The following is a 14,081-nucleotide window of genomic DNA, read 5'->3' on the forward strand; positions in this document are numbered from 1 at the left end:
CAATTTCGTTTGATTTTTTAAGGCCGCGGGCCGATAAGCCGGGCTTCACTCCGTTTGAGGACCGATTGCCATGGCCGCCGACAAGAATGCATTCGTCTGGGAAGACCCGTTCCTGATCGAGGACCAGCTTTCGGAAGAAGAGCGCATGGTGCGCGACGGCGCGGCGGCCTTCGCCGCCGACAAGCTCGCGCCGCGCATCGAGGATGCCTACCTCAATGAGAAGACGGATGCCGGCATCTTTCGCGAAATGGGCGAGGCCGGTCTGCTCGGCATTACCATCCCGGAAGAGTATGGCGGCCTCGGCGCCAACTACGTGACCTACGGGCTGGTCGCGCGGGAGGTTGAACGCGTCGATTCCGGCTATCGCTCGATGATGTCGGTGCAGTCGTCGCTGGTGATGTATCCGATCTACGCCTATGGCTCGGACGAACAGCGCAAGAAATATCTGCCCAAGCTCGCCAGCGGCGAGTGGATCGGCTGTTTCGGCCTGACCGAGCCGGATGCCGGCTCGGACCCGGGCGGCATGAAGACGCGCGCCGAGAAGACCGCCCACGGCTACAAGCTTTCCGGCTCGAAGATGTGGATCTCCAACGCGCCGATCGCAGACGTGTTCGTCGTCTGGGCGAAGTTGAAGGGCGAGAACGGCAAGGACGAGATCCGCGGTTTCGTGCTGGAAAAGGGCATGAAGGGGCTGTCGGCGCCGAAGATCGGCGGCAAGCTGTCGCTGCGCGCGTCGATCACCGGTGAGGTGGTGATGGAAGGCGTCGAGGTCGGCGAGGACGCGCTGCTGCCCAACGCCAGGGGCCTTGGCGGTCCGTTCGGCTGTCTCAACCGGGCTCGCTACGGCATCTCCTGGGGCTCGATGGGTGCGGCGGAAGATTGCTGGCACCGCGCCCGCCAGTATGGTCTCGACCGCAAGCAGTTCGGCAAGCCGCTGGCCGGCACGCAGCTTTACCAGAAGAAGCTTGCCGACATGCAGACCGAGATCGCGCTCGGGCTGCAGGCATCCTTGCGCGTCGGACGGCTGCTCGATGCAGGCAAGATGGCGCCGGAAATGATCTCGATCGTCAAGCGCAACAATTGCGGCAAGGCGCTCGACATCGCCCGCCAGGCGCGTGACATGCATGGCGGCAACGGCATCCAGATCGGCTACCACGTCATGCGCCACGCGCAGAATCTGGAGACGGTCAACACCTATGAAGGCACGCATGACGTGCATGCCCTGATCCTGGGACGGGCGCAGACGGGTATCCAGGCATTCTTCTAAGCCATGCCTTAAGCCGGCTTCGGCTGCTTAAATTAGGTGCACCGCAACATCTGTGCTTGGAGAATGGCCAGCAGATGTGTCAGGGTTCGGCGACTTCGTTTGAAACGCCGATCTCCGGGGCCCCATGGCAATTCTGGCAGCCGTCTACCATCTTACCCATTACAAATACGACCGGCCGGTGGTTCTCGGGCCTCAGATCATCAGGCTTCAGCCGGCACCGCATTCCCGCACAAAGGTGTTGAGCCATTCGCTCAAGGTCGAGCCGGCGAACCACTTCGTCAATCTGCAGCAAGACCCTTACGGCAACTTCCTCGCCCGCTTCGTCTTTCCCGAGCCGGTGACGGAATTGAAGATCGAGGTCGATCTCGTCGCCGACATGACCGTCTACAATCCGTTCGATTTCTTCGTCGAGCCGTCGGCCGAGACGTTCCCGTTCGAATATCCGGAAGAGATCAGGGACGATCTCGCGATCTACCGAACGCCCGAACCGGCAGGGCCGCTGCTCTCGACCTTCCTGAGAACCATCGACACAAGCGCGAAAAACACCGTCAATTTCCTCGTCGACCTCAATGCGCGGCTGCAGCGCGAGATCGCCTATATCGTGCGTATGGAGACCGGTGTGTTCTCGCCGGAGGAAACGCTCTCCGCCGGCAAGGGCTCGTGCCGGGATTCGAGCTGGCTCTTGGTGCAGATCCTGCGCAATCTCGGCATCGCCGCGCGCTTCGTCTCCGGCTATCTGATCCAGCTCAAGCCCGATCTCATTGCGCTTGACGGCCCGGCCGGCACTTCGGTCGATTTCACCGACCTGCATGCCTGGTGTGAGGTCTATCTTCCCGGAGCCGGCTGGATCGGCTTCGACCCGACCTCGGGTCTGCTCACCGGCGAAAGCCATGTGCCGCTTGCCGCAACCCCGCATTTCCGCAATGCCGCGCCGATTTCCGGCATGGCGAGCTTTGCCAATGTCGAGTTCGGTTTCGACATGCGCGTCGACCGCATCGCCGAGCATCCGCGCATCACCAAGCCATTCTCCGATGAAAGCTGGCAGGCGCTCGACGCGCTCGGCAAAAAGGTCGATGCGGCACTTGGCGAAGGCGACGTTCGGCTGACGATGGGCGGCGAGCCGACCTTCGTGTCGATCGACGATTTCGAATCCGCCGAGTGGAACACCGCGGCTGTCGGGCCGACCAAGCGCGAAAAGGCCGATGCGCTGATCCGCAGGCTGCGCGAGCGTTTCGCGCCGGGCGGCTTCCTCCACTACGGCCAAGGCAAATGGTATCCGGGCGAAAGCCTGCCGCGCTGGACCTTCTCGCTCTACTGGCGTGCCGATGGCCAGCCGGTGTGGAGCGATCCGTCGCTGATCGCGCGGGAGAAAAGCGAAGCCAAGGTTGGCCCGCAGCAGGCCGAAAGCCTGCTGACGGCGATCGCCGGCGAACTCGGCATCGACAAGGCCATGGTCAGCGAAGCCTATGAGGATCCGGCCGAATGGCTGCTCAAGGAAGGCAAGCTGCCGGAAAATGTCGATCCGTCGAATTCCAAGCTTGAAGACCCGGAAGAACGCAGCCGCATGGCAAGAGTGTTCGAGCGCGGGCTGACCAAGCCTTCCGGCTACGTGCTGCCGGTGCAGCGCTGGAACAGCCAGGCGTCGGGACCGCGCTGGCGTTCGGAGAAATGGAAGACGCGCCGCGGACGGCTGTTCCTGGTACCGGGCGATTCACCGGTCGGTTATCGCTTGCCCCTGGGCACGCTACCCTACGTGCCGCCGGCGCAGTTCCCCTATGTCGTGCCGGTCGATCCATCGCTGCCGCGCGGCCCATTGCCGGCACGCGAAGCGATCCTGCCCAACGCGGCTCCAGCCGAGCTTGAAGGCGCCGACGAGATGGCGCGCCGCCAGCAGGCGGCGTCGTTCACCGCCGCGACCGGTCAGCAGGACCGGGTCGAACAGGAGATCACCGAGATCGGCGGCGCGGTGCGCACCGCAGTCTCCGTCGAGCCGCGCGATGGGCGGCTGTGCGTGTTCATGCCGCCGGTCGAGGCGCTGGAGGATTATCTCGAACTGGTCGCTGCCGCCGAGAATGCGGCGCGTGCCATCGGCCTTCCCGTGCATATAGAGGGCTATAGTCCGCCGCATGATCCGCGCCTCAACGTCATCCGTGTCGCACCCGATCCCGGCGTCATCGAGGTCAACATCCATCCGGCTTCCAACTGGCAGGATTGCGTGGAGACGACAACGGCGATCTACGAGGAAGCGCGGCTGACGCGGCTTGGCGCCGACAAGTTCATGATCGACGGCCGCCACACCGGCACAGGCGGCGGCAACCATGTCGTGGTCGGCGGCGCGACGCCCAATGACAGCCCATTCCTGCGCCGGCCCGATCTGTTGAAGAGCCTGGTGCTGCAATGGCAGCGGCATCCGTCGCTGTCCTATCTATTCTCGGGCCTGTTCATCGGTCCGACCAGCCAGGCGCCGCGCTTTGACGAGGCGCGCCACGATTCGCTCTACGAACTCGAAATCGCCATGGCGCAGGTGCCGCATCCCGACCAAGGCGCGGCACCGTTGCCGTGGCTGGTCGACCGGCTGTTCCGCAACCTGTTGACCGACGTCACCGGCAACACGCACCGCTCGGAAATCTGCATCGACAAGCTGTTCTCGCCGGACGGGCCGACCGGCCGGCTGGGACTGGTCGAATTCCGTGGCTTCGAGATGCCGCCCAATGCGCGCATGAGCCTGGCGCAGCAACTGCTCGTCAGGGCGATCATTGCCCGTGCGTGGAAGAACCCGCTCGACGGCCGCTTCGTGCGCTGGGGCACCTCGCTGCACGACCGTTTCATGCTGCCGCATCATGTCTGGGCGGACTTCCTCGATGTGCTCGACGACCTCAAGCTCAACGGCTTCGAGTTCCGTCCCGAATGGTTCGACGCGCAGCTCGAATTCCGTTTCCCGTTCTGCGGCGAGGTCCAGCACGCCGGTATCAAGCTGGAGCTACGGCAGGCGCTGGAGCCCTGGCATGTCATGGGCGAGCAGGGCGCGATCGGCGGCACCGTGCGCTTCGTCGATTCCTCGGTCGAGCGGCTGCAGGTCAAGACCGAAGGCCTCAACACGGAACGCCATGCCGTGGTCTGCAACGGCCGCATCGTGCCGATGAAGGTGACCGACAACCGTGAGGTCGCGGTGGCGGGCGTACGCTTCAAGGCCTGGCAGCCGGCTTCGGGCCTGCATCCGGCGCTGCCGGTCAACACGCCGCTGGTGTTCGACATCTACGACCGTTGGTCGGGCAGGGCGGTCGGCGGCTGCGTCTACCATGTCGCGCATCCCGGCGGCCGCAACTACGACACCTTCCCGGTCAACGGCAACGAGGCGGAAGCACGGCGGCTCGCCCGCTTCGAACCGCGCGGCCATACACCATCGGTCTATGTGGTGCGCGAGGAACAACCGGCGGAAGATTTCCCGATGACCCTTGACCTCAGGCGGCCGGCAAGACTCTGATCAGCGATGGCAAAGGGGAATCACAAGAGGATACGCGGTAAGCCGCAGATCCATAGCCTGCTGGAGCACTACCAGCCCATCGACGGCGTCGTCGACGAGATGGTCGACGCCGCAGGCAATCCCCGTCCGGTCTGGAAGCATTTCATCGAGGCGCTCGACGATCTCGGTGCCGAAAAACTCGGCCAGCGTTTTGCCCGGGCCGACCAGTATCTGCGCGACGCCGGCGTCTATTACCGCGTCTACGACAAGGCCGGCGCCAATGAGCGCGAATGGCCGCTGGCGCATGTGCCGCTGCTTATCGAAGACAGCGAATGGGCGGCGATCAGCGCCGGTCTCGTGCAGCGCGCCGAACTGTTCGAGGAAACCATCGCCGATATCTATGGGCGCAACCGGCTGATCGAAAAAGGCATCCTGCCGGCGGGATTGATCGCCGCCAGTCCCGAATATTTGCGGCCTGTCGTGGGTACCACGCCGGCCGGCGGCCATTACCTACATTTCTGCGCCTTCGAGCTTGGCCGTGGGCCTGGCGGCCAGTGGTGGGTGCTGGGCGACCGTACGCAGGCGCCATCCGGCGCCGGCTTTGCCCTGGAGAACCGCGTCGCCACCACGCGCGCGCTGTCCGATATCTATGGCGAGATGCATGTGCATCGCCTTGCCGGCTTCTTCCGCCGTTTCCGCGATGCGCTGATCGGCATGGCCAGGGAGAGCGCCGGTCGCGTCGCCATATTGACGCCGGGGCCGCTCAACGAAACCTACTACGAACACGCCTACATAGCCCGCTATCTCGGGATCATGCTGCTCGAAGGCGAGGACCTGACCGTTTCCGGCGGCAGGCTGATGGTGCGCACCGTTTCGGGCCTGATGCCGATCAGCGTGTTGTGGCGGCGACTCGACGCGGCTTTTGCCGACCCGCTCGAGTTGCGCTCGGATTCGCAGATCGGCACGCCTGGGCTGGTCGAGGCGGTCCGCCAGGGCGCGGTGGCGACCGTCAATGCGTTGGGCTCCGGCCTGATGGAAACACGCGCGCTGCTCGCCTTCCTGCCCAAGATCGCACGCGAATTGCGCGGCGAGGAGCTGCTCTTGCCGAGCGTCGCGACATGGTGGTGCGGGCAGGCGACCGAACGCGCCCATGTGCTTGCCAATATCGACCGCATGGTGGTCGGCCCGGCGCTGTCGACGAGACTTGCCTTCGAGGATGATGGCCAGACCACGCTGGGCTCGACGCTGTCGGCCGGCGAGCGGGCCGAGCTGGTGGCGCGTATCGAACGCGATGGCGGCGCCTTCGTCGGCCAGGAAGCGGTGACGCTGTCGACCACACCGGTCTTTGTCGGCGGCTGGCTGGAGCCGCGTCCGGCGAGCCTGCGCGTTTATCTGGCACGCACGCCTGACGGCTGGACGGTGATGCCGGGCGGGTTTGCCCGCGTCGGCCTGTCGCTCGACCCGACGGCGATCGCCATGCAGCGCGGCGGCCAGGCGGCCGACGTCTGGGTGGTCAGCGACAGGCCGGTCGAGCGCGAGACGCTGCTGCCGCAGGAGGGCGACAGCTTCACGCGCACCAGGCCGGGCAGCCTGCCCAGCCGCGCGGCGGAGAACCTGACCTGGCTCGGCCGCTATATAGAGCGTTCGGAAGACACGGTGCGCATCCTGCGCGCCTATCATGTGCGGCTGGCCGAAACATCCGATCCGGACATGCCGTTGCTGGCCGACATCAGGGACTATCTCGAACCGTTCGGCATCGACGTCGCTACGGCGATCCCGCTGGGGCTGATCGGCACGCTCGACAGCGCCGTCTATAGCGCCGGGCAGATCCGCGACCGCTTCTCGCCCGACGGCTGGCTGGCGCTGAAGGACCTGTCGAAGACCATCCATCAGTTCGCCAAGACGGTGGCGCCGGGCGACGACGCGACACGGGCAATGACCGTCATCCTGCGCAAGCTCGCCGGCTTTTCCGGCCTGCTGCACGAGAACATGTACCGCTTCGCCGGCTGGCGTTTCCTCGAGATCGGCCGGCGGCTGGAGCGCGGCATCCAGATCGCCGGCACGCTGTCCAGGCTGACCGATCCCAAGGCGCCGGATGGCGCGCTCGACATGATGCTGGAGATCGGCGACAGCGTCATGACCCATCGCCGGCAATATCCGGTGCAGGCCGGCCGGCGCACGGTGATCGATCTTCTGGCGCTCGACCCGCTCAATCCGCGCTCGATCCTGTTCCAGCTGGAAAGGCTGAAGGCCGAGATCGGCCTGTTGCCGTCGGTCGGCGGCGAGGGGCACATGTCGCCGGCGGCGAAGGAGATCCTGCAGCTCAACACGGCCATCGCCATCAAGGAGCCTTCGGACATGACGGCAAAGGCTCTGGACGAACTCGCCTACGAGATCGGCGGTCTCTACAACAGCCTCGCCAAAGCCTATTTCGGCTAAGCAGGTTCCGCAAAAGTGTCGCACGGTTTTGGGGCAAGAACCTGCGGCAAAACAAGAAAAGTAGTCCATGCTTTACGACATCAGGCTTCATCTCCATTACGATTATGCAGCGGCGGCGGGTGGCGGCCGCCACCAGATCCGCGTGCTGCCGTCGACGATATCAGGCGTGCAGCGCGTCATCGCGGCGTCCCTGTCGTTCACGCCGCCGCCCAATGAACGGTCGGACTTTTCGGACTTCTTCGGCAACAACGTCACCTCGATCGCGTTTCGCGATGCGCATGATGCGCTCGACATCAGGATGAGCGCCCGCGTTTCGGTGTCGCGGCCCGAGCCCGGGCTCGACGTATCGCCCGATATCGGTCGGCTGCGGCAGGAACTGGCCGCGGTCCGGTCGTTGGCGTCTGCCTCGCCGCACCATTTTCTGGTGGGAAGCGCCCACTCCGGCATCGACGCGGCGATCACCTCCTACGCGCGAGACAGCGTCGTCACCTCGGCCGCCGGTACGGCAATGGATCTGTGCAACCGCATCCATCGCGATTTCACCTATGACGGCGAGGCGACCACGGTGCGGACCCGGGCCAGCGATGCCTTCAAACTGAAGCGTGGCGTCTGCCAGGACTTTTCGCACATCATGATCGCCGGCTTGCGCGGGCTCGGCATTCCGGCCGGCTATGTCAGCGGCTTCCTGCGCACCATCCCGCCCAAGGGCAAGCCGCGGCTGGAGGGCGCCGACGCCATGCATGCCTGGGTCAAGGTCTGGTGCGGGCGAGACGCCGGCTGGCAGGAGTTCGACCCGACCAACGGCATGCGGGCCAGCAACGACCATATCACCGTCGGTTACGGCCGTGACTATTCCGACGTCGCGCCGATCGTCGGCGTGCTGAAAACCACCGGCGGGCAGGTCGGCGAGCAGGCTGTCGACGTCATTCCGGTCGCGCTTGAGAAGGTATGAAGCGAGGCGTTCCGCGACCGCAATTCTGGGTGGACGAAGCGGCTTCTCAAACATCGAAGGGGCCGCTAATCTCTCTTCGTTTCGAGGGACAGCCATTGTGCTGCCAAAGGGCGCGGGCGCGGGGTCTTGTAGTTGAAAGCGGTCAGCGTCGTCATTCCTGCCTACAATGCGGCGGCTACCATAGCGATAACGCTGGCGTCGCTTGGCAGTGAGGCAGAGGTCATCGGCGAGGTTCTGCTCGTCGACGATGCATCGACTGATAACACGGCTGATGTCGCGCGGCAGGCGGCGGCGCAATTGGCTTTGCCGCTGCGTGTGCTGCCGGCCGAATGCCGCGACGCCGGCGGTGCCCGCAACGTGGCGCTGGCGCAGGCGCTCCATCCCTGGGTGTATCTGATCGACGCCGACGATTTGCATCTTCAGGGCGGATTGCGCGCGCTGCTGCGGCAGGCGGAGAACCAGCCGAAAGCCGGCATGATCGTTGGCGCCTACCGGCGCCGGGTGAACGGCCAGGACCGGCCGATCAAGATTCCGGACGGCTATCAGGCCGCGTGCCTGGCAAATGCTTCGGCCTATGTGAAAGGCGATATACGCTCCGTCGCCGTGGGCAGCGTACTAGCATCCCGGCAGCTGATCGGCGATACACGGTTTCCGCTGGGCCTTGCCTATGACGAGGACACGCTGTTCTGGGCGCGGCTGATGAGCAAGGCTTCACTGGCCATGACGCCGCAACCCGTCATGGTCTATGAGGTTTCGCCGGCCCGTTCCGACGACCGCTTTGCAATAAACCCGGTGCGGCGCTTCCTGGAATGGCGCCGGGAATTGCGCACGCTCACCGATTGCAGCATCCCGGTCTCGGCGCTCAAGACCAGGGAGGGGCTTGTCGCCCTCAAGATCGCCCGCGTCCACTATGCGCGCGGCGACCTGGACGTCGCCGCGCGCTTCCTCGCAGTGGCCGCTGCCGCGCCAAAGCGGCGGTCAGAGGCCTGGCGCTGCCTGCGCTACAGGCTCAAGCTCGCGGTGCGACGTCGGCTGTCGGCACCGCGGGTAGAACTGCAGGGCGTCTTGTAGTCGTAAGGCTCCGCCATTCGCTTATCGCCGCCGGCTGACTTTCACTGGGCGCGGAACCAGCTGTCGGCCAACAGCTTATCTACGCATATTTGCGTGGAGCTTACATGCTGCGGAGATCCGGATTGCCGCCCGGCCGGTCAACCGACGGTGACGCCGCGCCGAAGAGCGGGGCGCAAAGCGCGGCCGAGCACGTCGTACTGACCTATGTCAGCGATGCCGAGCCCGGCATCCGCCGGCTCAAGACAGGCAAGGGATTTTCCTACAAGGGACCGGACGGCAAAGCGGTCTCGGATGCCGCCAGGGCGCGTATCGAGGCAATCGTCATCCCGCCGGCCTGGACGGATGTCTGGATCTCGCCTGATGCCAACGGGCACATCCAGGCGACCGGCAGGGATCAGCGGGGGCGCAAGCAGTATCGCTATCATCCGCAATGGGCCGAAGAACGCGACGGTGCCAAATATTCGAGCCTCGTTGCCTTCGCCGAAAGCCTGGCCAAGCTGAGGCGCACGATAGACAGCGATTTGCGCCGCCACGGCCTGCCGTTCGAGCGCGTCGTCGCCGCGGTCGTCTGGCTGCTCGACAACACGATGATCCGTGTCGGCAATGCCGCCTATGCGCGCGACAACAAGAGCTTCGGCCTGACGACGTTGCGCGACCGCCATGTCGATATCAAGGGGTCGAGCCTGCGCTTCGCCTTCAAGGGCAAGTCCGGCAAGGAATGGAAACTGAGGCTGGTCGATCGCCGTATCGCCGGCATCGTGCGGGGTGCGCAGGACCTGCCGGGCCAGAAACTGTTCCAGTATCTCGACGAAGACGGGAGCAGACGTCCGATCCGCTCCGACGATGTCAACCGCTACATCAGGGACGCCGCCGGCGATGCGTTCAGCTCCAAGCATTTTCGCACCTGGGGCGGCACTATCCATGCCGCGTCGCTGTTCGCAAAGACGGAGCTGCCCGAAGCCCAGACCCAGCAAAAACGGGTGATGAACAGCATCATCGACAAGGTGGCCGAGCGGCTGGGCAACACACGCGCCGTCTGCCGCAAATGCTATATTCATCCGCAGGTTTTCGAGGCCTGGTCGCAGGGACGGCTGCTGGCAGAAATGGCCAAAGCCAGCGAGCGCAAGCGGCCCATCGAGGGTCTCGATGACGAGGAAGCGATCGTGCTGAGATGGTTGAAGACGCATCAACGGTGACTGGTGGCGATTGACGGTCGCTCTATCCGTCTTTTTTTATCGACGTCGTGTCGGGATCGGTCATACTGTTTCGTCCTTTGATACAGAAAAGGACCAGTCATGCTCTACGCCATACTCTGCTATGCCTCCGAAGACGTCGTCAGCTCCTGGAGCAAGGCGCAGGACGACGAAGTCATGGCCAATCTCATCAACGTCCAGGACAAGTACGCCAAGGCCGGCCGGCTTGGCCCGGTGGCGCGGCTTTTGCCGACGACTGCGGCGACGACGCTGAGGAAAGTGAAAGGCGAATCGGTCGTCATCGACGGGCCCTTCGCCGAGACCAAGGAGCAGTTCCTGGGGTTCTACACGCTCGAATGCGCCGATCTCGACGAGGCCGTCGAATTCGCCCGTGAGCTGTCCGAAGTCAACCCGAGTGGCGGATCCTATGAAATCCGGCCGGTCTCGGTGTTCAATCCCACCGGGGTTGCTGTATGACCGAACTTGCCTGGATAAGCTCCGCGATCAGCGCTGCCCGCCCGCAGGCAATGGGCGCGCTGCTGCGCTATTTCCGCGATCTCGATACGGCGGAGGAAGCTTTCCAGGATGCCTGTCTCAGGGCGTTGAAGAATTGGCCGCAGAACGGGCCGCCGCGCGACCCGGCGGCATGGCTGATCTTCGTCGGCCGCAACAGCGGCATCGACGCGGTGCGCAAGCGCGCCAAGCAGGCGCCGATGCCGGAAGAGGACCAGATTTCCGATCTGGAGGATGCCGAGAGCGACATCGCCGAGCGGCTGGACGGCGCGCACTATCGCGACGACATATTGCGGCTGCTGTTCATCTGCTGCCATCCGGACCTTCCGGCAACGCAGCAGATCGCGGTCGCGCTGCGCATCGTCTCCGGTCTCACCGTCAAGCAGATCGCGCGCGCCTTCCTGGTCGGCGAAAGCGCCATGGAGCAGCGCATCACCCGCGCCAAGGCGCGCATCGCCGACGCCGGCGTGCCGTTCGAGACCCCGGGCGCTGTCGAACGCTCCGAGCGGCTCGCTGCGGTGGCGGCGATGGTCTATTTGATCTTCAACGAAGGCTATTCGACCAACAGCGGCGAGGCACCGGCCCGCGCGCCGCTGTGCGAGGAGGCTATCCGGCTCGCCCGGCTGCTGCTGCGGCTGTTCCAGACCGAGCCGGAGATCATGGGGCTGACGGCGCTGCTTTTGCTGCAGCATGCGCGCGCGCCGGCCCGTTTCGACGAAGACGGCGAGATCGTGCTGCTCGAGGACCAGGATCGCGGCCTGTGGAGCCGCAAGATGATCGACGAGGGACTGGCGCTGGTCGACAAGGCGTTGCGCCATCGCCAGCCGGGTCCCTACCAGGTGCAGGCGGCAATCGCCGCTTTGCATGCCCGGGCAGAGAAAGCCGAGGACACCGACTGGGTGGAGATCGACCTGCTCTATGGCCTGCTTGAACAGATGCAGCCGTCGCCCGTCATCACGCTCAACCGCGCGGTGGCGGTCTCCAAGATACGCGGCCCAGAGGCGGCGCTTGCCATGATCGAGCCGCTGGAAGAAAGGCTTTCCGGCTATTTCCATTTCTTCGGCCTCAAGGGCGGGCTACTGATGCAGCTCGACCGGGGTGAGGAGGCACGGGTTGCCTTCGACCGAGCCATCGCGCTGGCCAACACGGCGGCGGAAGCGGCCCATATCCGCATGCATATCGACCGTTTGATGAAAGACGGCGCCGTGCGCGTGCCGGCGAAAAAGGCCAACTGAGCCGCGTTTGACCATCTGGCTCAATCGTGTCGCCTGGCTCAATCGTGTGGTTTGAGCTTAGACCATGCCGGGGTGGCGATTTTCCCTTGAAACGAGTAAGGCCACGCCATGACTGTGCCTGAAGTGCCTTTTCGGCGTGCGGGCGAATGGCGCGAGGCTTTGACCCGACGCCATATGATGACGACGGGATCTGAAAGGAACAAAAATGACCATTGCGAAGGAAACGGCCGAGCTTCTGGCGAAACTGGGCGTGGCCAAGGACGCGCTTGTCGGCGGCGACCTGATCGTGCACAGCCCCGTGACGGGCGAACAGATCGCGGCGCTGAAGACCATCTCGCCGGCCGATGCGGCCAAGACCATCGATGCCGCGCACAGGGCGTTCCAGTCCTGGCGGCTGGTGCCCGGCCCGAAGCGCGGCGAACTGGTGCGGCTGCTCGGCGAGGAATTGCGTGCGCACAAGGCCGAACTTGGCCGGCTGGTGTCGATCGAGGTCGGCAAGATCCCGTCCGAGGGGCTCGGCGAAGTGCAGGAGATGATCGACATCTGCGATTTCGCCGTCGGTCTGTCCCGGCAATTGTATGGCCTGACCATCGCCACCGAGCGTCCGGGCCATCGCATGATGGAAACCTGGCATCCGCTCGGCGTGATCGGCGTCATTTCCGCCTTCAACTTCCCGGTCGCGGTGTGGTCGTGGAATGCGGCACTGGCGCTGGTCTGCGGTGACGCGGTGGTGTGGAAGCCATCGGAGAAGACGCCGCTGACGGCGCTTGCCTGCGAGGCGATCTTCAAGCGCGCGGTCAAGCGTTTCGGCGCCGACGCGCCGGAGGGGCTGGCGCCGGTGCTGATCGGCGACCGCGTCGTCGGCGAAATCCTGGTCGACCATCCCAAGGTGCCGCTGGTTTCGGCGACCGGCTCGACCCGCATGGGCCGTGACGTCGGCCCGCGCCTGGCCAAGCGCTTTGCGCGTGCCGTGCTGGAGCTCGGCGGCAACAATGCCGGCATCGTCTGCCCGACCGCCGATCTCGACATGGCGCTACGCGCCATCGCTTTCGGCGCCATGGGCACGGCCGGCCAGCGCTGCACGACGCTGCGGCGCCTGTTCGTGCATGAGAGCGTCTACGATGCCTTGGTGCCGCGACTGAAGAAAGCCTATCAGAGCGTCTCGGTCGGCAATCCGCTGGAGACCTCTTCGCTGGTCGGGCCGCTGATCGACAAGGCGGCGTTCGATGCCATGCAGAAGGCGTTGAAGGAAGCCACCGCCCATGGCGGCAAGGTGACCGGCGGCGCGCGCGTCGAGAATGGCCACCCGGATGCCTATTATGTGCATCCGGCCCTGGTCGAGATGCAGAGCCAAGTGTCGCCGGTGACCGAAGAGACCTTCGCGCCGATCCTCTATGTGATGAAATATTCGGATTTCGACGCCGTGCTCGACGAGCACAATGCGGTGGGTGCGGGCCTGTCGTCGTCGATCTTCACCCGCGACTTGCAGGAATCCGAGCGTTTCCTCGGTGTCGACGGTTCGGACTGCGGCATCGCCAATGTCAATATCGGCACGTCGGGCGCCGAGATCGGCGGTGCTTTCGGCGGCGAAAAGGAAACCGGCGGCGGCCGCGAGAGCGGCTCCGATGCGTGGAAGGCCTATATGCGGCGCGCCACCAACACGGTGAACTATTCCAAGGCGCTGCCGCTTGCCCAGGGCGTTTCGTTCGACATCGACTGAGAACGCCGGGGTCAGCGCAAGGTCAGCGTCGGTGATGCTCGGCGAGCATCAATCGACACAGGTGGAGGGCGTACACGCTAGCCGGCATGATGGATTCGTGCATCTCCCGCGCGCGGGGGATGCCGCACCGGTCAGCCGTCGGCGGTCGCACCGAAGACGCAAAAGCACATTTTCAGCCTTCGCGGTTTCCGGATGCTGGCCGTCAATAGTGGGTGAATGCATAGCGGG

At 64.7% G+C, this 14,081-nt stretch carries 9 protein-coding genes; all 9 read left to right on the forward strand.

The window, feature by feature from the left end:
• The first annotated feature begins 70 nt into the window (after window positions 1-70).
• Window positions 71-1,267: an acyl-CoA dehydrogenase gene (locus ACWGS8_RS05115; RefSeq protein ID WP_454579888.1), complete on the forward strand. Its 1,197-nt coding sequence runs from the start codon at window positions 71-73 to the stop codon at window positions 1,265-1,267.
• Between the two features lie 124 nt (window positions 1,268-1,391).
• On the forward strand, window positions 1,392-4,751 hold the full coding sequence (locus tag ACWGS8_RS05120; protein ID WP_454579889.1) for a transglutaminase family protein: 3,360 nt from the start codon (window positions 1,392-1,394) through the stop codon (window positions 4,749-4,751).
• 6 nt (window positions 4,752-4,757) lie between these two features.
• Window positions 4,758-7,169, forward strand: coding sequence for a circularly permuted type 2 ATP-grasp protein (locus ACWGS8_RS05125; RefSeq protein WP_454579890.1), 2,412 nt, complete (start codon window positions 4,758-4,760; stop codon window positions 7,167-7,169).
• 67 nt (window positions 7,170-7,236) lie between these two features.
• On the forward strand, window positions 7,237-8,121 hold the full coding sequence (locus tag ACWGS8_RS05130; RefSeq protein ID WP_454579891.1) for a transglutaminase family protein: 885 nt from the start codon (window positions 7,237-7,239) through the stop codon (window positions 8,119-8,121).
• Window positions 8,122-8,253: 132 nt separating this feature from the next.
• On the forward strand, window positions 8,254-9,192 hold the full coding sequence (locus tag ACWGS8_RS05135) for a glycosyltransferase family 2 protein (RefSeq protein WP_454579892.1): 939 nt from the start codon (window positions 8,254-8,256) through the stop codon (window positions 9,190-9,192).
• Between the two features lie 104 nt (window positions 9,193-9,296).
• Window positions 9,297-10,388, forward strand: a complete 1,092-nt coding sequence (locus ACWGS8_RS05140; protein ID WP_454579893.1) for a DNA topoisomerase IB — start codon at window positions 9,297-9,299, stop codon at window positions 10,386-10,388.
• Window positions 10,389-10,487: 99 nt separating this feature from the next.
• Window positions 10,488-10,862, forward strand: coding sequence for a YciI family protein (locus ACWGS8_RS05145; RefSeq protein ID WP_143975410.1), 375 nt, complete (start codon window positions 10,488-10,490; stop codon window positions 10,860-10,862).
• The gene (locus tag ACWGS8_RS05150; RefSeq protein WP_454579894.1) at window positions 10,859-12,133 is read left to right on the forward strand and encodes an RNA polymerase sigma factor; all 1,275 of its coding nucleotides are present in this window, start codon (window positions 10,859-10,861) and stop codon (window positions 12,131-12,133) included. Before ACWGS8_RS05145 ends, ACWGS8_RS05150 begins: the two co-directional genes overlap by 4 nt.
• 205 nt (window positions 12,134-12,338) lie before the next feature.
• Window positions 12,339-13,853: an L-piperidine-6-carboxylate dehydrogenase gene (gene amaB, locus ACWGS8_RS05155; RefSeq protein ID WP_454579895.1), complete on the forward strand. Its 1,515-nt coding sequence runs from the start codon at window positions 12,339-12,341 to the stop codon at window positions 13,851-13,853.
• The last annotated feature ends 228 nt before the right edge of the window (window positions 13,854-14,081 follow it).

The organism is Mesorhizobium sp. 43Arga (assembly GCF_053714255.1).

Bases quoted from the DNA above. Each gene is read 5' to 3' on its own strand.
- ACWGS8_RS05115 (WP_454579888.1), top strand. From the start codon at position 71: ATGGCCGCCGACAAGAATGCATTCGTCTGGGAAGACCCGTTCCTGATC.
- ACWGS8_RS05120 (WP_454579889.1), top strand. From the start codon at position 1,392: ATGGCAATTCTGGCAGCCGTCTACCATCTTACCCATTACAAATACGAC.
- ACWGS8_RS05125 (WP_454579890.1), top strand. From the start codon at position 4,758: ATGGCAAAGGGGAATCACAAGAGGATACGCGGTAAGCCGCAGATCCAT.
- ACWGS8_RS05130 (WP_454579891.1), top strand. From the start codon at position 7,237: ATGCTTTACGACATCAGGCTTCATCTCCATTACGATTATGCAGCGGCG.
- ACWGS8_RS05140 (WP_454579893.1), top strand. From the start codon at position 9,297: ATGCTGCGGAGATCCGGATTGCCGCCCGGCCGGTCAACCGACGGTGAC.
- ACWGS8_RS05145 (WP_143975410.1), top strand. From the start codon at position 10,488: ATGCTCTACGCCATACTCTGCTATGCCTCCGAAGACGTCGTCAGCTCC.
- ACWGS8_RS05150 (WP_454579894.1), top strand. From the start codon at position 10,859: ATGACCGAACTTGCCTGGATAAGCTCCGCGATCAGCGCTGCCCGCCCG.
- amaB (WP_454579895.1), top strand. From the start codon at position 12,339: ATGACCATTGCGAAGGAAACGGCCGAGCTTCTGGCGAAACTGGGCGTG.